At 67.6% G+C, this 20,356-nt stretch carries 17 protein-coding genes; 3 read left to right on the forward strand and 14 right to left on the reverse strand.

The window, feature by feature from the left end:
* Positions 1-32 precede the first annotated feature (32 nt).
* The 12 genes from AB6806_RS17790 to AB6806_RS17845 all read right to left on the reverse strand — a co-directional run bounded on the left by AB6806_RS17790 (position 33) and on the right by AB6806_RS17845 (position 16,707).
* Complete coding sequence (locus AB6806_RS17790; protein ID WP_191124772.1) at positions 33-1,493, reverse strand: polysaccharide pyruvyl transferase family protein; 1,461 nt, start codon at positions 1,491-1,493, stop codon at positions 33-35.
* A complete protein-coding gene (locus tag AB6806_RS17795; protein WP_370955062.1) occupies positions 1,490-2,674 on the reverse strand; it encodes a glycoside hydrolase family protein in 1,185 nt (394 codons plus the stop codon). The genes AB6806_RS17790 and AB6806_RS17795 overlap by 4 nt, the downstream gene beginning before the upstream one ends.
* Positions 2,671-3,849 carry a polysaccharide pyruvyl transferase family protein gene (locus AB6806_RS17800; RefSeq protein ID WP_370955063.1) on the reverse strand — a complete coding sequence of 393 codons (1,179 nt, stop codon included), beginning with the start codon at positions 3,847-3,849 and terminating at the stop codon, positions 2,671-2,673. The genes AB6806_RS17795 and AB6806_RS17800 overlap by 4 nt, the downstream gene beginning before the upstream one ends.
* A 32-nt stretch (positions 3,850-3,881) precedes the next feature.
* A complete protein-coding gene (locus AB6806_RS17805; RefSeq protein ID WP_112764330.1) occupies positions 3,882-5,186 on the reverse strand; it encodes a glycosyltransferase family 4 protein in 1,305 nt (434 codons plus the stop codon).
* A 2-nt stretch (positions 5,187-5,188) separates the two neighbouring features.
* Positions 5,189-7,375 carry a glycosyltransferase family 2 protein gene (locus AB6806_RS17810; protein WP_370955064.1) on the reverse strand — a complete coding sequence of 729 codons (2,187 nt, stop codon included), beginning with the start codon at positions 7,373-7,375 and terminating at the stop codon, positions 5,189-5,191.
* Positions 7,376-7,379: 4 nt separating this feature from the next.
* The gene (locus tag AB6806_RS17815; RefSeq protein ID WP_370955065.1) at positions 7,380-8,147 is read right to left on the reverse strand and encodes a hypothetical protein; all 768 of its coding nucleotides are present in this window, start codon (positions 8,145-8,147) and stop codon (positions 7,380-7,382) included.
* The gene (locus AB6806_RS17820) at positions 8,144-9,391 is read right to left on the reverse strand and encodes a glycosyltransferase family 4 protein (RefSeq protein ID WP_370955066.1); all 1,248 of its coding nucleotides are present in this window, start codon (positions 9,389-9,391) and stop codon (positions 8,144-8,146) included. The genes AB6806_RS17815 and AB6806_RS17820 overlap by 4 nt, the downstream gene beginning before the upstream one ends.
* Entirely contained in the window at positions 9,388-10,218 is an 831-nt protein-coding gene (locus AB6806_RS17825; protein ID WP_370955067.1) for a class I SAM-dependent methyltransferase, read from the reverse strand. Before AB6806_RS17825 ends, AB6806_RS17820 begins: the two co-directional genes overlap by 4 nt.
* Positions 10,215-12,509 carry a glycosyltransferase gene (locus tag AB6806_RS17830; RefSeq protein WP_370955068.1) on the reverse strand — a complete coding sequence of 765 codons (2,295 nt, stop codon included), beginning with the start codon at positions 12,507-12,509 and terminating at the stop codon, positions 10,215-10,217. The genes AB6806_RS17825 and AB6806_RS17830 overlap by 4 nt, the downstream gene beginning before the upstream one ends.
* A 147-nt stretch (positions 12,510-12,656) precedes the next feature.
* Positions 12,657-13,316, reverse strand: a complete 660-nt coding sequence (locus AB6806_RS17835; protein ID WP_038363243.1) for a calcium-binding protein — start codon at positions 13,314-13,316, stop codon at positions 12,657-12,659.
* A gap of 281 nt (positions 13,317-13,597) precedes the next feature.
* Complete coding sequence (locus AB6806_RS17840; RefSeq protein WP_142023129.1) at positions 13,598-14,953, reverse strand: HlyD family type I secretion periplasmic adaptor subunit; 1,356 nt, start codon at positions 14,951-14,953, stop codon at positions 13,598-13,600.
* Complete coding sequence (locus tag AB6806_RS17845) at positions 14,950-16,707, reverse strand: type I secretion system permease/ATPase (protein WP_142023128.1); 1,758 nt, start codon at positions 16,705-16,707, stop codon at positions 14,950-14,952. The genes AB6806_RS17840 and AB6806_RS17845 overlap by 4 nt, the downstream gene beginning before the upstream one ends.
* 326 nt (positions 16,708-17,033) lie before the next feature.
* Between AB6806_RS17845 and AB6806_RS17850 the strand changes: the two genes are divergently transcribed.
* Together AB6806_RS17850 and AB6806_RS17855 are read left to right on the forward strand one after the other, a co-directional pair.
* On the forward strand, positions 17,034-17,648 hold the full coding sequence (locus AB6806_RS17850) for a MarR family transcriptional regulator (protein ID WP_133565511.1): 615 nt from the start codon (positions 17,034-17,036) through the stop codon (positions 17,646-17,648).
* Positions 17,645-18,790, forward strand: a complete 1,146-nt coding sequence (locus AB6806_RS17855) for a glycosyltransferase (protein WP_370955069.1) — start codon at positions 17,645-17,647, stop codon at positions 18,788-18,790. Before AB6806_RS17850 ends, AB6806_RS17855 begins: the two co-directional genes overlap by 4 nt.
* A gap of 6 nt (positions 18,791-18,796) precedes the next feature.
* On the opposite strand, the gene AB6806_RS17860 is transcribed toward AB6806_RS17855, so the two are convergent.
* Together AB6806_RS17860 and AB6806_RS17865 are read right to left on the reverse strand one after the other, a co-directional pair.
* A complete protein-coding gene (locus tag AB6806_RS17860) occupies positions 18,797-19,027 on the reverse strand; it encodes a hypothetical protein (protein ID WP_370955070.1) in 231 nt (76 codons plus the stop codon).
* A gap of 53 nt (positions 19,028-19,080) precedes the next feature.
* Positions 19,081-19,299: a YjiS-like domain-containing protein gene (locus AB6806_RS17865; RefSeq protein ID WP_038363236.1), complete on the reverse strand. Its 219-nt coding sequence runs from the start codon at positions 19,297-19,299 to the stop codon at positions 19,081-19,083.
* Positions 19,300-19,402: 103 nt separating this feature from the next.
* Here AB6806_RS17865 and gcvA point away from each other — a divergent pair, with 103 nt between their 5' ends.
* Complete coding sequence (gcvA, locus tag AB6806_RS17870) at positions 19,403-20,335, forward strand: transcriptional regulator GcvA (RefSeq protein ID WP_142023125.1); 933 nt, start codon at positions 19,403-19,405, stop codon at positions 20,333-20,335.
* Positions 20,336-20,356: the final 21 nt, after the last annotated feature.

A 20,356-nucleotide genomic window follows, 5' to 3' on the forward strand; every position in this document is an offset into this window, starting at 1 on the left:
CGAGAAGGGCCGGCCGTGATCCCGCCCGGCCCTCACATCCGGTGGGGAATACCGTTCCGATCGAGGAAATTGCGCATCCGGTCGTAGGATCCGGCATAGCTCTTCGCCAGGCCGTTCAGCGCCGCCTCCTGATAGACCGCGCGCCAGCCGCCCTCGGCCAGGGCCGCCTCCGGCACGACCGGGATCTTCAACGTCTCGGCCAGCTCCTGGCTGCGCGTGTCATAGGCGACGAGCACGCCGGGCACGCCATGCGCGACGGCCGGCAGCACGCCATGGACGCGGTAGCCGACAGCAAGGTCCTGCGAGCGGGCGAAGGCGTCGTAATGCTCGACATCGAAGAAGGAGAACAGCTGCTTCTCGTAGATCCGGCGCATCGGGGCGTCGTCCGGCCCGCTCCACCAGCCGGTCTTGACGAATTCGGCAACCGCCTTCTCCTTGGCCGCGACGTCGCGCAGGAAGAACGCCTTCTCCTCCTGCTCGCCATGCGAGGACATGACCATCTCGCTCTGGTCGTCGACCTTGAGGAGGGCGGCCTTCTGGTTGCGCAGATAGGCTTCCGGATCGGCGGTGTAGCTCTTGTCGGACTCGCGGCGCAGGCTGAACGCGACCTTGCGGATATCGCGCTGGTCCGGAACGCGGATCTGGAGCTCGCGGTTGCGGGTGCGGAAGATCGAGGGACAGCCCACCACCTCGACATTGCGGATGCCGTTCTGCCTGAGGGTCTCGGCACTGAAGGCGCCACGGACGCCGATGGCGGCCGAGCGCTCGGCCACGATCGACCAGAAGCGCTTCGAAGCTTCGGGGAGCTCGATCCTGCGGTTCTGGCTCGCCTGAGCGCCGACGCCGATGGCGTAGACCGGCAGCTTCACCTTCTCCAGCACCTCGACGGCGCGGAACCATTCCATGCTCTCATGGATGAAGTTCGAGCCGCGCACGAAGATGAAATCGAACTCGTTGGCATAGCGCGCGATGTCGGCCTCGGTCGGCGCCATGATCTTCATCGGCTCCAGATGCGCATAGCGCAGGAGCTTCAGCGTCGAATCATAGACGATCATGTCGCCGATGTTGAAATAGTCGCTGAGCAGCTTCTCCATCGGCGCGCGGTACCAGCGCACCTTGTCGTGGTCGTAGACCTCGCCGGCCGGATAGATCACCAGCGCGCGCAGCTTGGTCTCGGTCGGGATCGGACGTAGATTCGAGCCGGGCGCGAGCGTGCCCGTCGCCGCATCGACAACCGCGATCGAGCGGAGGCGCCCCTCGGGCAGGCGCGGCAGCGGAATCGCCAACTCGGCGACGGGCGCGTGGCCGGTCACGATCGCGCCGGGCTGGATCGTCGCGTAATCCTGCCCGTCGAGCATCAGCTTGAGCGCCGGCCAGCTCCCATCCGGCCGGCGGCCGACGGAGACGACGACCTCGCTCGTGGTCGCGCGCAGGATCTTGATGGCGTTCTCCAGCGAAACGGCGGAGACAGGCGAGAGCACGGGCGCGTTCATGGGCCCTCCTTGACGAAACGAAGTTTCAGGCGAACCAGATCGCGGTCGGGGCCGAGCTTGCAGCCGGTGACGTGCATCCGCGTCATGAACAGATAGGCGGTGTCGCCCGTCGTCTGGAAATTCCGCGAACGCGATTGCGGGTCGGCGATGGCGCCATAGCCGTAGCGCAGCCGGTCGCTGCAATCCTTGCTCCACATCGTCGGGTGCACGAGCAGCGTCTGCAGCGGCGACCAGTGGATCAGATCGTCGGACCAGCTATAGGCGACGCGGCCACCCGCAATGTTCTGGCGCGGATCCGGGCCGAGATGGAAGAGAGAGAGCCATGTCCCGCTCGCCTCATGCCGGGTGACGGAGCCGACCGTGGTCGGCAGCTCCTTGAGCGGCTGGCACGGCCGCGCCCGGCTCAGATCGTCGCGGTAGGGGTCGACTGCCGGAATCGTGAAGTCCTGCCCGTCAAAGGCCCGCCACGTCGTCGGATCCTTGATGTCCGTGGACCGGAACAGGCAGACGCCGCTCTTCTGGCCCTCACCACCGGTGGTCGCGATCAGCGCATACCAGGCGCCATCCTTCTCGACGATGTTCGAGGGGTTGAAGAAACCGCGATGCCGGCCCTGGTCGACATCCTGCCTGTAGGGCGGCGCCGCCACGAGAGGGCGCGGCTCGTCGGTCTTGAAGCTGCGCCCGCCATCATCAGACTGGGCCGCGGTGACGACGTTGTACCAGCAGCTCATCGCCTCCTTGAAGCGGCAGGCCCCGGGATGCTTGTCGGCATGGTACTCGGCATGGATCAGCGCCTGGACATGGCGTCCGTCGTCGGTCCAGGTCGCGGCGATCCAGCTCTTGTCGCTGAACTGGCTGGGATCGGCGCTGTTCTTCGCCTCGAAGGAGACGGCGCAGCTCTTGCGGATCGAGGACAGGTCGGCGCCGATCAACGGGCGGCTGCGGTAATGGCTGGCAAAGGCGACGACCTCGCCCTTATCGTCGCGGAAGGCACGCAGAGGCGCGTCCGGCAGATCCCATTCCTCGCAACGCTGGCGCGCCCAGGAGACGACCGTCTCCTCCTTCGCGTCGGGCGCGACCTCGAGCCGATAGGCAGGCGTCTGCGCCTCTGCGGCCAGAGGCGCCACCAGCAGCAGGAAAGCCGCCGACAGCGCGAGATGCGCGATGCGGGCGCCCCTCATGCCACCTTCCGCTGCGGCTCGGCCGCACGCGGCACCATCTTGTTGTCGACGCGGTTCTCGACGAGGAAGTCGCGCATCTGCCCGTAGACCTGGGCGTAAGCCGCGTTGAAGCGGTCGAAGCGGGACTGGTCCCAATACTCCTCCAGCCGGAAGTCCTGGCCAGAGAAGACGTCCACACTCGGGATCTTGAAGGTATCGGCGAACTCGACGGTGCGGCTGTCATAGGTGAAGTAGATCGACGGCGTGCCATTGGCGAGCGCCATCAGATTGCCGTGCAGCCGGTAGCCGAGCACGAGATCGAGCCCGCGCACCAGTCGCTCATAGTCCGCGACCACGTCGGAATAGAACATGCGGTTCCGATAAAGGCCCTCGACCTGCTCATCGAGATACCAGCTTGTCGCCCAGGCATTGTCCTTGAGCGCCGCCATGGCCGCGGCCTTCTGCTCAGGCGTGCCCAGCGCGAGCTTCTTCTCCTCGGCCTCGCCCTGCGACATCAGCGTGACCTCGAAGCGATCCGCCATCGCCTTCACCAGATCGCGGTGGAAGGTGAGATAGCGCTGGATGTCCTGCGCATAGGTCTTGGAAACCTCGCGCCTGAGCGTGACGCCAGCGGTCTTGACCTGGTCGAGCGGCGGCAAGCGGATCGCGAGACCGGGATTGTTGTTCCGGAACGCGGTCGGGCAGCCGATGATGCGGACATTGCGGATGCCGAGATCGTTCAGAACCTCGGCCGAATAGGTCCCGCGCACGCCGAGCGAAGCGGTCGAATCCGCGATCAGCTTGAGGACCGTCTTGCTATCCTCGCTCAGCTCCAGCTTGCCGCTGACCGGCGCCTGCGCGCCGATGCCGAAGGCGATGACCGGGATCTTCAGCCGGCGCAGCACGTCCGGCGCCTGCGCCCAGTCCATCTCCGCATGGACATAGTTCGAGCCGCGCAGGAAGACGTAGTCGTATTCGGCATTGAGCCGGTCGATCATCGCCGGGTCGACGTGGTCGATCGGCAAGGTGTCGAGCGTCTCGAAATTGAGCAGCTTCAGCGAGGAATCGAAGACGAAGGCATCGCCGATATTGTGATAGTGATCGATGTGGCTGGCGAGATTGGCATAATCGTACCAGCGCACATTGTCATGGTCGTAGACCTCCCCGGAGGGGCTGATGACGAGGATGCGGGCCATGGACAGGTCTCCCCTTTTGTCTCGTTATGGTTTCAGGCGATCATCGCGGCGGGGTCTTGCCGCGCCTGCGCGGGGCGGCTGCGTTCGGCGATGAGGCGGCGATAGAGATCGAGATGCGTCTGCGCGCATTCGCGATGGCTCATCGGCCGGGTGATGCCACCGCGCAGGCGTTCCCAGAGCCCCGGCTCGGTCAGGGCGCGGACCATGCAGTCGACGAGATCCTCGGGGCTGCCAGCGCGGAAATGCAGGCCGTCGACCTCGTCGGTGATCTTCTCGGCCATGCCGCCGAGCGCGCTCGCCAAGATCGGGCGGCCGTGGAAGAACGCCTCCTGGATCACGATCGGCGAGTTCTCCCACCAGACTGAGGGCATCACCACCCAGTCGACCGAGCGCATCAGGTTCGGCATCTCGTGGTTCTGGAAGGCGCCGCAGAAGCGCACGCGCCGGCCGGCGCTCTCGACCAGCTTGGCGAACTTGTCCTGATAGGCCTGCGGCTGGCGCTCCAGATTGCCGCCATAGACCAGCAGCATCGCATCCTCGCCCCAGACGGAATCGGGAATGCGCGTCACCGCGTCGATCAGCACGTCGGCGCCCTTATAGGGCGTGAGCTGGCCGAAATAGGCGAAGCGCGAGCGCCGCTCCTTGCCTTCGGGCAGGGGCCGCGGCGGGGCGGTGCTGGCCACGTCGATGCCGTTCTCGATCACCGAGAAGCGCTCCTCCGCCAGTCCCCAGCCGACATAGCGGTCGACGAGGAAGCGACTCGGCGAGACGAAATGGTCGGCCAGCCCCAGCATGCCCTTGATGAAGGTCTCGCGCGCCAGGAAGCGGGCCGGCGAGATGTCGGGAAAGCAGGCGTTGCAGTCGGTCGGCGAGGCCCGGTAGCAGAGCTTGAAGGCGCCGGTCTTCACCATCTGGCCGTGATGGTGGCAGATCGAGAGATATTCGTGGAAGGTGACCACGATCAGCGCATCGGGCAGCGCGTCGCGCACCGCGAACAGGCATTCGAGCCCGAGCCCGATGAAGTGGTGGAAATGCACCACATCCGGCTTCAGATCGTGCAGCACGCGGACGAAGTCGCGCTCGATCTCCTCCGTGGCACGGTTGGAGATCAGGAAATGGTCGTAATCCTCGGCGTAGTAGAGCAGCTCCCCGCCGCGTTGGCGCAGGCTCATCAGCGCCGTGCCGGCATGACGCGGCGTCGGCGCGCCGACACGGGCGAGATAATGGGAATCGATGCCCTCGCCCGCCTGCAGCCCCTTGTGCAGGTTGTAGGACGCCACCTCCGCCCCGCCCAGCGAGAGCGAGGGATGGGCGTGCGATATCACGAGAACCCGCATCCTCAGCCTTTCATGTTGGAAATCGCGAGCGCCCAGCGCCGGTCGAAGCTCGTCCGGTCGGCGAGCCTTGCCAGCGCGCCGGCATGCGGCGCGGCCGTCTCGGTGTCGTCGACCGCGTAGACCTCGACGTCGGGCACCCAGAGCGAGGGCGAGCCCGCCATCCTGAGCTTGAGGCAGAGATCGAGCCCCTTCTCCGCCGTGGTGAAATAGTTGCGAGCGAAGCCGCCGACCTCGATGAAAGCGGCGCGCGACAGCACGCAGCATTCGCTCGCTCCCGCCGCGACCTCCATCGGGCCGAGATTGCCGACAGCGTCGAGCGGATAGCCGACAAAGCGATTGGCGATGCGCCGACTCGCGCCTTCTCCCTCCAGCCAGGCGCCGGCCCAGCGGATGGAGTCGTCCTCGAACAGCAAGGTCGGGCTGGCGACGCATTGCCCGCCACGGGCGCGATAGGCTCTTTCGAGCCGTCCGAGCCAGCCCGGCATCCGGATCTGCGCGGCCCCCGAGAGCAGCACGACCGTCTGGAAGCGGCAGGCGCGTACGCCAGCCTCCAGCGCGTCGCAGGCATCCTCGACGCCTTCGACAGCGACGAGGCGCACCGACAGCCCGTAGAAGCGTGCGAGCCGCCGCGCTTCCGCGCCGACGCGGTCGAAGCTCTCGGAGGGCGCCGCGATCGCGATCGGCAGCGGCCGGACTTCCGGATCCATCGCCAGCAAGGCGAAGAGCGCCGACAATTCGCGCTGGCGATGGTCGAGGCCGATGACGAGGCCGAGCGGTGCCTCCGCATCGAAGGGGCCGACATCGAGCGTCTCGACGGCGCGCGGCGGCACGATCTCGGCCGCCTGCAGGGCCGGCGCGATCTGGCGCTCGACCACCGCATTCGCCGTCGAGGAGCGCGGATCGAGCAGGCCGAGGACGCGCTCCAGCGCCCGCCGCGGCTGGGCGCGGTTCGGTTCGAGCGGCAGGAAGGCCGGCCCCGTACCCTGAACCTCGAAGGCGAGATGAAGCGGCTGCCCAGGCTCCGGCAGGAGCTTCGGCGCGAAGACGATGAAGCCGTGGCTGTTGCGCCGCGCCGCCAGCGCCGGGCCGAAGCGCGGATCCTCCATGAAGGCGGCGGTAACGTCCGGCCGCTGCACGCGCGTCCAGAGCCGGTCGACGGCGCAGGACTGGCCGCCGCTGCGCAAGGTGACCGCATCGACCCGGCGCTCCGGATCGAAAAGCCAGCCGATGATCAGCACGCCGGTATCCTCGACGACCGTCACGGAGTCGATGCCGGCGCGCACCGGCTCCTCCAGCAGACAGACGGTGTCGCGGCCATCGAAGCGCTGCGAGGCACGCCTGAGCCTGTCGGTGGTGGTCTGGGGCGCCGTGCCGCGCGCCAGCCCGTCGCGCAGATGGCCGGGAACCGTGATCGGCTCGAGCAGGACGTAGCGCTCATAGACCTCGAGCGCGCGCCAGCCGTCGCTCCCGCGGAAATAGAGCCGCTCGATCTCGCCCGGCTGCTGGACCTGGCAATCCTCGAGCAGGCCGAAGAAGCCGCGCGCGCCCTCCCCAAGATCGCCCCGCTCGAAAGTTCCGGCTTCGAGATGGGCCGGAGACAGGCCGCCATGCGCGATCAGGAGCTTGAGCCGCCCGGCTGCGAAATCGGAGGTCCAGCCCTGCAGGAAGATGCCGTCGCCCTCCAGCGCGCCCATCACCTCGACGAAGCCTCCTGGCCGCGCGACGGTCTGCAGCAACATCGCCACCGCCCTCAGACGACGGGGATTGGGCGCGCCGGTCAGCAGCACTTCAAGCAGGCCGTCGACCACGCTCGGAAAGGCCTGGCCCGCATCCTCGGCGAGTTCGGAGAGGAAGGACTGCAAGGGCTGCGGCTTCGCCGCCAGGATCAGGCGCAGGGGACGGCCAGGGCGGCCGATCAGCAGGGCGCCGGTGCCGCTGTTGTCGACGCTGGGCGCGGGCGCGAGGCAGAGGAAGCCGGTGGCCGCCAAAGGCTCGGCCCCGGGCCGGCGCCAGCTCAGCACCATGGTCTGGGCGCGGTTGCGCGGATTGCCGTCGACCGCGACCGGAACCTTGGCCGGAATGGCGTCGCAGGCGCTGCGGACAAGAATGGCGTTCTCGCCGAGCGGCGTCCAGGCGACGATCGGCGCCGGGCTGACGGACGTCCTTTCGGGAACGATAACCTCGCTCATCGCCTCAACCTCCCCAGAGCGTCACGGCAAGCGTGGCGAAGGACATCACAGCGGCGAGCGTCGAGAGGAAGCCGAGGATCACCGTGACCTGCCGGAGCGGCGCGCGCGCCTCCTTGCGGATCGCCATGAGGCGCTCGTCGAAGGCGCGCAACGTGCCGTCGAAGCGAAGCTGGAAGACGTCGAGCTCGCCGAGGCGGCGCACGATCTCGCTTTGCGTCTCGGCCTCCACCTTGCTGGCCTCGGCGAGGGCGTTGTTCTCTTCGAGACGCGCCGCGATGCGGTCGAGCTTCTCGTTCAGCTCCTTCTGGACGAGCTGGGCACGCCGGTTGAGCGCGATCAGCACCTCGACCTTGTCGAAGAAGCGCGCGAGCGGCACAGCGATCGCGGCCTCCGCCGCCAGCTCGTCCGCCGCCGGCAGGCGCAATTCCAGCTCGGCCCCTGTCGCCGGCGAAACGCCGACGACCCTGAGCCGGCCGCGCGCCGCGACGAGCTTCTCGTCGAGCTCCATGGAAAAGGCGTGCCTGCCGTCACCGATGCCGTTGCGGCGCAGATCGATGCGGCTCTGATCGGCCTTGGCCTCCAAAGCGAGCTTGCCGTCGCAGAAAACCTTCACCGTGATGGCCTGATCGGGACGGGCCTGGTCCCAGATCCAGCCATGCAGGCGGTCGCCGTCAAGGGCGTCGATCCGCCCTTTCAGCTTCGCCGGCTCGACATTCGGCGCGTCGACGCGCGGCAGCCGGAGTTCGTTGTTCTGATTGGTCGCGGTCGTCATGCGGCCTCCGCGAGCTTGAGGCTGTCGAAGAGGGCGAGATGGCGGGCGGCGCATGCGGCGAGCGAAGGCTGCTCGGCGATGCCGTGGACGAGGCGCTGCCACAGCCCGGCCTCCTCCATCGCCCGGCGCATGGTGCGGGCGAGCGCGGCCGGATCGCCCGGCCGGACATGCAGCCCGTCGATCTCGTCGCGCACCATCTCGGCCATGCCACCGATATCGCTGACGATCAGCGGCCGGCGATGCTGGAAGGCTTCCTGGATGACGAGCGGCGCGTTCTCCCACCAGATCGAGGGCATCACCACCCAGTCGATCTCGGCCATCAGCGCCGGCACCTCGTCGCGGGCGTAAGCGCCGCAATGGGTGACGACGCCTTCGGTTCCGGCGAGCGCGGCGTCGAGTGCGCTGGTGAAGGCCTCGCTCTGGAACGGCGCGCCGCCATGGATGCGCAGGCTGAAGCCGCTCTCCCCCGAAGCCTGAAGAATCCTGGCCGCCTGCAGCAGCGGCAGCACGCCCTTCCAGGGATTCAGATTGCCGAAATAGCCGAAACTGGCGCGCCGGCCCGTCGCGCGGCGGTGCGGAACCGGCTCCTGCGCCGGGCGGGCATTGGCGAAGACCTCGATCCTGTCGCCCGGCAGGCCCCATTCGATATAGCGCTGGCGCAGGAAACGGCTCGGCGCGACGAAATGGTCGACCGCCGCCAGATGCGTCTTGATGAAGCGCTCGCGCAGCAGGAAGCGGTCGGCGCCGATCTCGGGGAAGCAGCCATGGCAGCCCGCCGGCGAGGCGCCGGCACAGCGCTGCCGGTCGCCGGGCCGCACCATCAACCCGTCATGATGGCAGATCGGATAGTAGTCGTGCAGCGTCATCACGATCGCCGTCCGCGGCAGCAGCCGGCGCGCCAGCGTCAGGAATTCCGCGCCGATCAGGGCGAGATGATGGACATGGATCACGTCCGGGTGGAACTCGCTGAGCAGCGTCCCGAGGTCCTGCAATGTGCCGTAATGGTCGATCTGGCTCATGTGGAAGCGGTCGTAATGCGCGCTCCACAGCACCACGTCCTCGCCGACCGATTGCAGCGCCGTGCCCGGATGCGGCTCCCGATGGATCGTGTTGGTCGCGCCGAGGAAGAGCACCTCGCAGCCCTGCTCGCGATAGGCGCCCGCAAGGTCATGCGCGAAGATCTCGGTCCCGCCCGGATGCAGCGCGGGATGGTTGTGCGCGACGACGAGGATGCGGCGGCTCATGGCCGGCCTCCCGGCTTGGTCGCGATCAGCACGTCCTGGTAATGCGCCGCGCTGATACCGCGCCAATGCCCCGGACGCAGGGCCTCGACGGCAAGCCCGCCCTGCATCGTCTGCTCCAGCAGGAAGCTCGCATCGATCCCGGCCGCCGCAAGCGGCGCCTCGTCGATCGCATACCAGCCGGGCCCGTCCTGCCAGCGCTTGAACGAGAGGCGCTCCTGACCCGTGCTGCCGTCGATCGCGAAAGCGGTGAGGAAGAGCCGGCCGCCCGGCGCCAGCAGGCGCGAGGCTTCCTGCAGATAGACCACGAGCTCGTCGGGCGGCAGATGCGTCGCCACCGAGATCATCGTCACGAAGTCGAAGCTGCCATTGGCGAAGCCGAAGCGGACCTCGTTGCCCGGCAGCGACCCCTGCGGATTGTAGAGCGGGTGGGCGATGTCGAGGCGCTGGAAGCGGAAGCGCGGATAGGCCGGCGTGATCGTCTGGGCGCACCAGAGGATGCCGTCCATCACCGGGTCGACACCGTCATAGCTGCCCCGTTCGGGGTCGAGATACTGCGTCAGCGGCACCGCCATGCGGCCGATACCGCAGCCGATATCGAAGACGCGCTCATGCGGCATGAGCCGGCCGATCCGGACGAAGTGGCCGAGGAATTCGGCGCCGATGGCGCGATAGTCGCCATCGCCGACGAAGATCGAATCCGGCGGCGGATGCGGCATGAAGCGGTTGGTCTGAAGCCCGGCCAGCAGCCAGTCGAGCTCCGGCCCGGCCGGGGCGCTCGCGGGCGCCGGTTCGGGCGCGATTTGTCTCAGGGCCGTCATCGCCGTCATGCCGCGGTCGCTCTCCTGAAGCTGAAGCGGGGAACAAGGTCGGGTTCGCTCGGCGCCTGTGCCTGCAGCAGCGCGGGCTCGGCCGCCGAGGTCTCGAAGGCCTGCATCAGCGCGGCGATCTGCGCGTCCCAGCGCCGCATCTGCAGCCAGGCATTGTGCTGGGAGGCGGCGCCGCGCGTGTAATCGGTGCTCTTGGAGATCGACTGGCGCTCGAGATGGTAGAGCGCGACATCCGGCACATAGACGATGCCGAGGCCGGCGCGCCGGATCTTGAGGCACAGATCGCTGTCCTCGTAATCGCCGATCACATAGCTCTCGTCGAAGCCGCCGAGCTCGCCGAACAGCTCGCGCGCCATGACGATGCAGGCGCCGGTGACGCCCGGCACCGGGCGCTCGACATTGGCCGGCGCATAGCTGCCCGGCATGCCCTTGAAGTAATGATGGTTGAGCCAGGTGCCTTTACTGTCGCGCTTGAAGAAAAGGCCGGCATGCTGCAGCGAGCCGTCCTCGTAGAGCAGCTTCGGGCCGACGGCACCGATCCGCCGGCGCTTGTCGAGCTTGGCGACCAGAGCCGGCAGCCAGCCATTGCCGACGGGGATCACGTCGGAATTGACCAAAGCCAGCGCCTCGCCCCGCGCCTGGCGCGCGCCTGCATTGCAGGCGGCCGAGAAGCCGCCATTGCGCCGCATCGCCACGAGCTGCATCGGCAGGCCGTAGGCGAGATGCAACCCGCCCAGGAGATGCGCGACCTCGGCCTCATGTTCGGGAGAATCGAGCACATAGATCAGCTCGGCGTTCTCGGCGAACCAGGGATCGCCTGCGAAGGCCGCGACCTGCACGCGCAGGAAATCATAGACGCGGTAGAGCGGGATCACCACGGAGGCTTTCGGCCGGGCCGGGCCGCGGCCGAAAGCTTTTACCTCGGGCTCCGGCCGATTCGCGCGCAACTCCTCCTGGCAAGCGGCGAGGATCGGTGCGAGCGTCTCCTCCAGCATCGCGGCGGTGAGATATTGCGGCGGGATCGCCGAAAGCGCCCGCGCCCGGATCGTGGCCGCGTCGGCCGGCTGCACGGGCGGGCGCAGCGTCAGCACCGTCCCCGATTTCAGCCTGATCTCGCAGCGCGGCTGCAGCACCGGCGCCCCGGCGGCATAGTCCGGGGCGAAGGCGGCGAAGCCGATGGCGGCACGCGTCTCGCCTTCCGCCCCGCTCGGCAACCTGACCGGGAAGCGCTGGAGGCGCGAGAGCATGGCGATCGGCTCGCCGGTGCCGCGATGCAGCAGCACCTCCTCCAGGAGATCGTCGGGATCGCGCAGATAGCCGCCGATCAGCAGGCCCGCCCGGTTGCAGACCGCGAGATCGAGCTCGGCGGCGGGTAGGTCATCGTTCCGGCGGACATGCTGGACGGCGAGAGGCGCACGGCGCTGCATCTCGACGGCGAGAAGCCGGCCCTGCTCGGACAGGCCGGCGAGCTGCTCGATGACCCAGTTGCGCAGGCCGTCGCGGCTCGCGGCCTTGCCGGCCCACCAGCGGCCGAGCGAGGGCGCCGCCTGCCGCCCGGGCAAGGTCCTGACCACGAGGGAGCGCTCGCTCTGCAGGATCAGCAGGCCGCCGCCGCGCACCGGCGGCTCCTCCAGTACGAGGTGAAGCTCGCGCTGGCCGTTGCGATCGGCTGCGCCGAGGCGCGACGGCAGCTCGAGGCGCGTGAGGCCGGCGCCGTCCAGGCGGAACGCCGTGCGCAGCGCGTCGAGATCGGCGGGGACGACGGTCTCGGACAACCATCGGCCCTCGACCAGCGCCGCGCTGGGCTGCATCGCGGCCGGCTCGGGAAAGAGAGCCAGGAGAAGCTGGCGCAGAAAGGACAGGTAGCTCGGGACCGCGGCGAGGTTGAACAAGGGCGGCCAGGCCCGCACCAGCGCATTGGCGAGCGCCAGCCGGGCCCGCGGCGTGAGGTCCTTCAGTATGTCGTCGGGATCGGCCAGGCCGTGAACCAGCGCCGGGTCGAAGGCTGCCGTCACGTCGCCCTGCGGGCCGTGGTCGGAGAGGGTCGCGACGATGCTGTCATGGCCGGAGGAGCGGAAGGCGACGGCCAGCCTTTCGCGCCCGTCACGCAGCCCGAGCGAGATCGAGGCCGCGGCGAGGCGCCGGCCGCCGCCCGTCAGCGCGATCGACGGCTTGCCGAAGGGCGAGGCTTCGAGCGTCCAGCAGAGCAGGAAGACCGAACCGCCGAGGCGATGGAGCTCGAGCTGGGTCGGGGCCGCCACCGCCGTGGCGGCGGGCGCAAGTGAAAGCATGGGGTTCTCCTGCCGCACGGAGGGTCCCGGAGCGCTCGGCGAAGAGGGAAATCCACCTCCCGGGAAGCCGCGCGCTCCGGAGCGTTGTCGGGCGCGTCGCCTTCCGACCGGCCGCTGCCGGCCGGACGGACACGCGCGTCAGGACGATCAGGCGATCGAGAAGTAGCTGTGCGGATCGGCCTGGATATCCTCGGCGGTCACGCCGACGAGGGTCAGGGTGTCGCCATGGCCGAGATCGATGACGGTGTTGCCGCCGACCGTGGTCGCGCGCGCCGCCACGTCCTCGGCCGTCGCCACGCCGGTGCCGTTGATGTCATGCGCGATCTGCAGCATGTCCGTGCCCGCCTCGAAATCGAGGACGACGTCGTTGCCGCCGCCACCGGTGAAGACGAAGACATCGTGTCCTGCGCCGCCGATCAGGACGTCGTCCCCGGCGCCGCCGAAGAGGATGTCGTCGCCCGCGCCGCCGATCAGCACATCGTTGCCGTCGCCGCCATACAGGACGTCGTCCCCCTTGCCGCCCTGGAGAATATCGTCTCCCGCGCCGCCCTGAAGGACATCGTTGCCATTGCCGCCGGACAGGACATCATTGCCATTGCCGCCGAAGAGGATGTCGTCGCCATTGCCGCCGAAGAGCGCGTCATCGCCCTCGTCGCCGTAAAGCACGTCGTCCCCTTTATCGCCGAAGATGAAATCATCCCCGTCGCCACCATGAACGAAATCGTCGCCGTTGCCGGCGTGGATCACGTCGCTGAAGCGAGTCCCAATCAAAAAGTCGTCGAATGCACTTCCTTCGATCGTCGCCATTCGGCACCTCCTAAGCGATCTGGTGAACCCGGACCTGTCCGGAAATCCGGCCGCAAATCCTGTGTCCGGGAACGGTTCCGACAGCATCGCAAGCGTCACGCCGTCGCTCGACTCTTAGAGGATTACTCAATGCGTGCGTCGCAGCAAGCTTTTTATTGTGACTATTTTGCGATGCACAAAAATTTAGACTTCATTTTATTCGGCAATTCTTCCGACAATCCCGAGAATATACTTCCAATTTTGAAATATCCCTCGCCATCCGCTCCTCGCCTCGGGGCGCGTCAATCCTCGCGGAATGCCCGGTTGAAGCTGTCGGTGAAGGGCGAGATCAGATAATCGATCGCGCGGCGCGCGCCGTTGACGATCATGACCTCCGCGGTCATGCCGGCATGCAGCACGATCTTATGGCCCTTCAGGCTGTCGGGATCGATCTCGGCGCGCACGACGAAATAGGCAACGCCGGATTTCTCGTCGACGAGCTGGTCCGGCGCGACATAAGTCACCTTCGCCTCCAGCGGCGGCAGGGTCCGCGAGTTGAACGCGGTCAATCGCACGCGGGTGGGCGCCCCGACGCGCACCACGTCGATATCGCGCGGGTCGACCTTGGCCTCGACGATCAACGGCTCGTTCTCCGGCACAATGTCGAGGATCGCCTCGCCGGCCGTGATCACGCTGCCGGCGGTGCGCATGCGGATATTGGTGACGATGCCCTCCTGGGGAGCGGTCACGATCAGGCGGCGCAACACGTCCCGCGCCTGAACGATGCGCTCGATGACCTCCGACAGCGCCAGCTGGGCGTCCTGAATGTCGCCGGCGATCTGGTTCTGCCGCTCGAGACTGATCGACAGGATCTCCAGATTGGCGCCGGCGACCGCCTGCTCCGCCTTGGCCTTGCGCGCCGCGAACTCGCCGGCCCGCCCCGAAAGCTCGCTCTGCCGGGTCTGCAGCTCGACGAGCTGGCTGCGCTTGGCGTAGCGCTTCTCGTAGAGATCGGTGAGAATCCGGACCTCGTCGTCGATCAGGGAGCGCTGCCGGATGGTGGCGTCGATCTGCGCGTTCAGCGCCTCGGACTCGGCCTGATGCTGTTCGATGACGCGCTGCTGGATGTTGATCTTGCCGTCATGGACCTGCGCGCGTGACTTGAACAGCGTGAGCTCGGCACGCAGCACCTCGCGCGCGATCGGGCTCTCTCCCCGCTCGACGATGTCGGGGAAATCGACCTCGGGCGCATTCGCCTGCTCGGCCCGGAGGCGGGCAAGCTTCGCCTCCAGCCCGATCCGTTTCGCCTCGAGCTGCTGCAATTCCGCACGGGCGCGGGCATCCTCCAGCCGCAGCAGCGGTTCATCCTTGGCGACCCGCTCGCCCTCGGCCTTGAGCAGGGTCTTGAGGATGCCGCCTTCGAGATGGCTGACCGTCTTGCGCTTGCTGTCGACGGCCACGACGCCGCTCGCCACGGCGGCATTGTCGAGCCGAGCCGTGACAGCCCAGGCACCGAAGCCGCCGAAGCCGACACCGATCGCCGCCACCCCGGCGAGAACGAGGCTGCGCAGGCTCGGCACGCGCTCCTCCGGTTCCTGCCACGCGGCGGAGGCGACAGGCAGCATTTCGGGGCGTTTGATCAGGGAGTTTCCGGTCACGCCTTCACCTCGCGAACGGACGGAGCGGATGGGGCGGCATTCGCCGCGGCCGGCTCGATCTCCACGCGCCCGCCGGGCGTGATCATGCCGGCGATCGCCGCGCGCGGGCCGAATTGCTGGACGCGGCCGTCCTTCAGGATGAGGAGCTTGTCGACGACCTGCATCACCGAGGGGCGGTGCGCGATCAGAATGACGATGGCCCCGCTCTCGCGCGCGGCCGCCACGGCGCGGATCAGGCTCTGCTCGCCCTCGGCGTCGAGATTGGCGTTCGGCTCGTCGAGAACGATCAGGCGCGGCAGCCCGTAGAGCGCGCGCGCCAGGCCGATGCGCTGGCGCTGGCCGCCGGACAGCTTGAAGTCGCTGTCAGCCACGCTGGTGTCGTAGCCGAGCGGCAGTCGGCCGATGAGCTCATGCACGCCGGCGATGCGCGCCGCCTCGAGGATCGCATGCGGGTCGGGGGCCCGCATGCGGGCGATGTTCTCGGCGATCGTGCCGTTCAGGAGCGAGACCGATTGCGGCAGATAGCCGACCATGGCCCCGAAGGAGCCGCGCTCCCAGAGATAGGTGCTGTGGCCGTCGAGATAGACGCCGCCGGCATTCGGCTTGAGGACGCCGACGAGAAGCCGGGCCAGCGTCGACTTGCCGGCGCCCGACGGCCCGACGATGCCGAGCACCTCGCCCGGCTCCAGCGAGAAGGACACGCCCTTGATCACGGTCTGCTCCGAGCCGGCAGGAGCGAAGATCACGCGATCGACCACCAGATCGCCCTGGCAGGGCGGCGTCGGCACGGTCTGGCGCTGCGAGCTGCGCGACAGCACCAGCTCCCGCACCCGCTTCCAGGCGGTCGCGGCCAGCACCCATTGCCGCCAGTCGGTGATCATCGAATCGAACGGCGCCAGCAGCCGGCCGAGCAGGATGCTCGCCGCCATCAGCGTGCCGGCCGTGACCTCCGCGCGGATGATCAGCACGGCGCCGGTGGCATAGACCGCCAGCTGCATCGTCATCCGGCAGGAGCGCGTCAGCGCCGCGATGAACTTGGCGCGGCGCGTGCCCATGTCGAGCTGCTCGATCATGACGAGCTGCTGTCCGCGCCAGCGCTGCGACAGCGCCGGCAGCATGCCCATCGCCTCGATCGTCTCGGCGTGACGCAGGCTGGAGCCGACCTCGTTGATGCTGGCGACGCCGGCCTCGTTGGCCTCCTTGAGGATCCGGCGGGTCAGCATGTCCGACAGCACCCCGAGCAGCAGCAGGATGATCAGCGAGGCCAGCCCGACCAGCCCGTAGACGGGGTGCAGCGCGAACAGCACGGCGAGGAAAACCGGCGACCAGGCCGCCTCCAGCGGTGTCGCGATGGCCGAGCTCGCGATGAAGAAGCGGATGTCGTTGAGATCGCGGATCGCCTGCGTCGCCTGGCCCGAGCCCTGTTCGAGCGAGGCGCTCACCGCCGCCTGCAGGGCCGGCAGGTTGAGCCGGCGCGCGAAGATGCTGGCCATGGTCTGGAAGGTCAGCGAGCGGATGAACTCGATCGTGCCATAGAGCGCGAGCGCCCCCACCGCGACGACGAGCAGCATCGCCAGCGTGTCGTAGCTGTGGCTGACGGTCACCCGGTCCTGGACCTGCATCATGAAGAGCGGGACGGTCAGCAGCAGCAGATTCACGCACAGGCTGAGAAAGCCGGCATAGCCGAGGCCGCCCACGAACGACCGCTGCAAATCCCTGACCAAGGCGTCCGGGGCGGTCTGCACAGCCTTCATTCCTATCTCCGGAAAGCGAGGGTTGCCGAGCCAGAAGGATGACGTCACCATTGCGCGACGCCGACCAAGCGTCAGCATTGGGAACGTGATATGCGCGGAGTGTCAAGATTATGACAGATTAGAACTCTATCTCCTCACGCAGCGACTCAGCAAATGCGGCGTGATTATGGGATATTTCGAAATTCGAAGTAGTTTCCATCTAATTCACGTTTGATAAATTCTTATCTTTTGGCCACGCAGTATGGCACGTGCTTTGCCATAGGCTTCACTGGGGAAAGGGAGAAAAAAGGGTGGATTGTCCAAAACTCGATCAGACGGGGTAAGGAATGCACTTCAAATTGCATGGCGGCGGGCAATTTTCAGGCAGATCCTTGAACGGCCATCACCAGCCCAACGGCGATGGCGATCTCGAGGACGGTCCCGAGCGAAGGCTTTCCGCCTTTGATCTGGCCCGTGTCATCGAGCGCGTGAGCCGAAGATTTCTCGACTATCTGCGCCTCGAGCTGGGCAAGCTCGGCATCGAGGACATCTCACCTGCGCAGGTGATGATTCTGTTAACCATCGGGCAAGGTGAGATCGCGGTCCGCGACCTGCTGGATCGTGGGCATTACGGGGGCTCGAACGCCTCCTATAATCTCAAGCAGCTCGTCGAGAGCGGCTATCTCGATCGAACGGCGTCGCCACGCGACCGCCGGCTGGCCAAGATCTCGCTCTCGCCCAAGGGGCAGATGCTCTGCGAGCGGCTGCGCCTGCTCGACGAAACCAGCCAGTTCAGCCAACGCTCCGAGAACGGAACCGAGGCCGATCTTCTGACGACTCACGAAACCCTGCGCCGTCTGGAGCAGTGGTGGAACGATTCCCTCCGTTACGGCGGTGTCTTACTGGCCTCATGCATATCCTATTCGTTCATCGTGCAGGATCTGGTCAGTTCGCTTCTTTGATCGCGAGCCTCGTCGCCCAGGGCGACGAGGTCACGCTGATCACCGAACGCCCTGCGCAGGAGCAGGCCGGCGTGCGGCAACTGACCTATGCGGTCGGGGAAGCATCGACACAGCACCCGGCGCTTGCCGCCACCGACTATCATCTGCGCACCGGGGAGGCCGTTGCGCAGATGATGACGTCCCTGAAGACGACCGATCCGCCCGATGTCGTGATCGGGCACACTGGCTGGGGCGGGCTTCTCTTCGCGCGTGACGCGCTGCCGGACGCCGCCTTGATGGGTTACTGCGAATATTACTACCGCAGTTCCGGATCGGATCTGGATTTCGGTGCGACCGCGCCGATCCCCCTGGCGGAGCGGCAGCGCATCCGCATGCGCAACGCCGCGCAGCTCCTCGCTCTCGACACGCTCGACGCGGCCTACGCCCCGACGCAGTGGCAACGCCGGCAATATCCCACAGCCTATCGTCAGCGCATCGCCGTCTGTCATGACGGGATCGACACGGCGCTCTGCCGGCCCGAGCCGCAGGCGCGCTTCACCTTGCCGGATGGCCGCGAGCTCGCGCCGGGCGCGCCGGTCGTCACCTTCGTCGCGCGCGACCTCGACCCCTATCGCGGCTATCCCCAGTTCATGCGCGCCGCCGCCATTCTGGCGGAACGCGATCCGGACCTGATCTTCGTGGCTGTCGGTGGCGATGGGGCGGGCTATGGCCGCCCACGCGACGATGGTCGCGTCTGGCGCGAAGCGATGCTGGCGGAAACCGGCCTGGCCGATCGCATCGTGCACATCCCCTGGCTGCCTCATGACGAACTGATCAGGCTGTTCCAGGTCTCGGCGGCACATGTCTATCTGACGGTCCCCTTCGTGCTGTCCTGGTCGCTGCTGGAGGCGATGGCCTGCGGCTGCCTCGTCGTCGCCTCCGACACGCCGCCGGTGAGGGAGGTGGTGCGCGACGGCATCAACGGCCTGCTCGCCCCGTTCGACGACCCCGCCTTGCTGGCGCGGCGCATCGGCGAGGCGCTGCGGCACGCCCCCGCGATGGCGCCTCTGCGCCACGTCGCACGCGAAACGATCCGGGCCGGATATGAACGCGAGCGTTGCGTGGACCGCCAGATCGGCTGGATTCACAGGCTGAGCGGCTAGCCGCTGCTACGCGCGGGCATTTTCGGGCGAGGCGGATCGATACCAATGCGCATGAGGAAAATACTCGGGCAACCCGACCTCAGCCCGGCGCGCCGCGAAAGGCCGGCGGGGGCTTGAGGCGGCGCTGAAGGCCTCGACCAGCTCGCCGGTCGGCCGTTCGCGTTGGCGAAACAGGAAGATCGGAACCCGTATCGCCGGCCGGAAGTTGCGGAAGACGAGGCCGTGGCCGTCGCGCATCCGCGTCGCGTGCGGCCTCGCTTCACTGCCGGCCTCTTTCCGCGCCGATCGCCTCAGGCCGTTCCGGCCGGCCGGCGGGCGTCGGCGTTGACGCGCTCGACATCGCTGCGCGACAGAGCGAGATCGGACAGGCCGCGCTCGTCCATCGCATAGAGAGCGCGCGCGCTCGCCCTCGCATCGAGCCAGGCCTCGAGCTGCAGCAGGAGTTTCAGGGCGCCGCCGCGCGAGCGATGGGAAAGGGAAAGCTGGGCTGTGGCTGGGCTTGCGAACATGGCATGCCTCTCAGGTGACTTGATTGCCCGGGAATCTGCGCCTTGCCGCGGCGTCAAGCAAATGCGAAGTTCTTCGCATTGCCCAAGTTGAGCTTGGCCTGCCATGAGCCGCCGCCATCTTCCGCCGCTGGCCTCCTTGCGCGCCTTCGAGGCTGCCGCCCGGCATCGCAATTTCGAGAAGGCAGGCGATGAGCTGGCTGTCACCGCCAGTGCTGTCGGCCAGCATGTCAGAGCGCTCGAAACCTGGCTGCGGCGCCCGCTCTTCATTCGGCTGCCGAGCAAGGGCGTCGCCTTGACCGAGATCGGCGAGCGCTATGCCGCGACCGTCTCGCAGGCGCTCGACCAGCTCAACGAGGCGACGGCGCGGGCCTTGCGCCCGGAGACGCCGAATGTCCTGACCGTCAGCACCCTGCCGAGCTTCGCCCTGAACTGGCTGATTCCCCGGCTCGGCTCGCTGAAGGAGCGCCAGCCCCATCTGGAGGTGCGGGTCGAGGTCTCGGTGAGCCTGGCCGATTTCGCCCGCGAGAATGTCGATGTGGCGATCCGCTCCGGCCGCGGCGACTATCCGGGCCTGCGGGCGGATCTCCTGATGGAGGAGAATTTCTTTCCCGTCTGCAGCGCCTCCCTGCTCGGCGATCCGGCCCGGCCGCTGCGCGAGCCGGCGGATCTCAGCCATCACACCTTGCTGCACGAGATCCCGGAGGGAATCCCCGACTTCGTCACCTGGCCGCGCTGGCTCGCGGCGGTGGGCATGTCGCAGATCGACGCGAGCCATGGGCCGCGCTTCTCGCATACGTTTCTCGCCCTGCAGGCTGCCGCCTCGGGACAGGGCGTGGCGCTCGCGACCAATGTCCTGATCGGGGATTATCTCGATGCCGGCCGTCTGGTCCGGCCCTTCCCGGATCAGGTCAGGGGTCCGCACCAGTATTATCTGGTCTGCCCGGAGGCGTCGGCGCAGCGGCCGGCGATCGCCGCGTTCCGGCAATGGCTCCGCGACGAGGCGGCAGCCCATCGCCTCGCGGCCGGCCCGGGATGACCGCGTCGTTCCGCTGAAAGT

Source organism: Allobosea sp. RCC_152_1 (genome assembly GCF_041360765.1).
Classification (GTDB): domain Bacteria; phylum Pseudomonadota; class Alphaproteobacteria; order Rhizobiales; family Beijerinckiaceae; genus Allobosea; species Allobosea spartocytisi.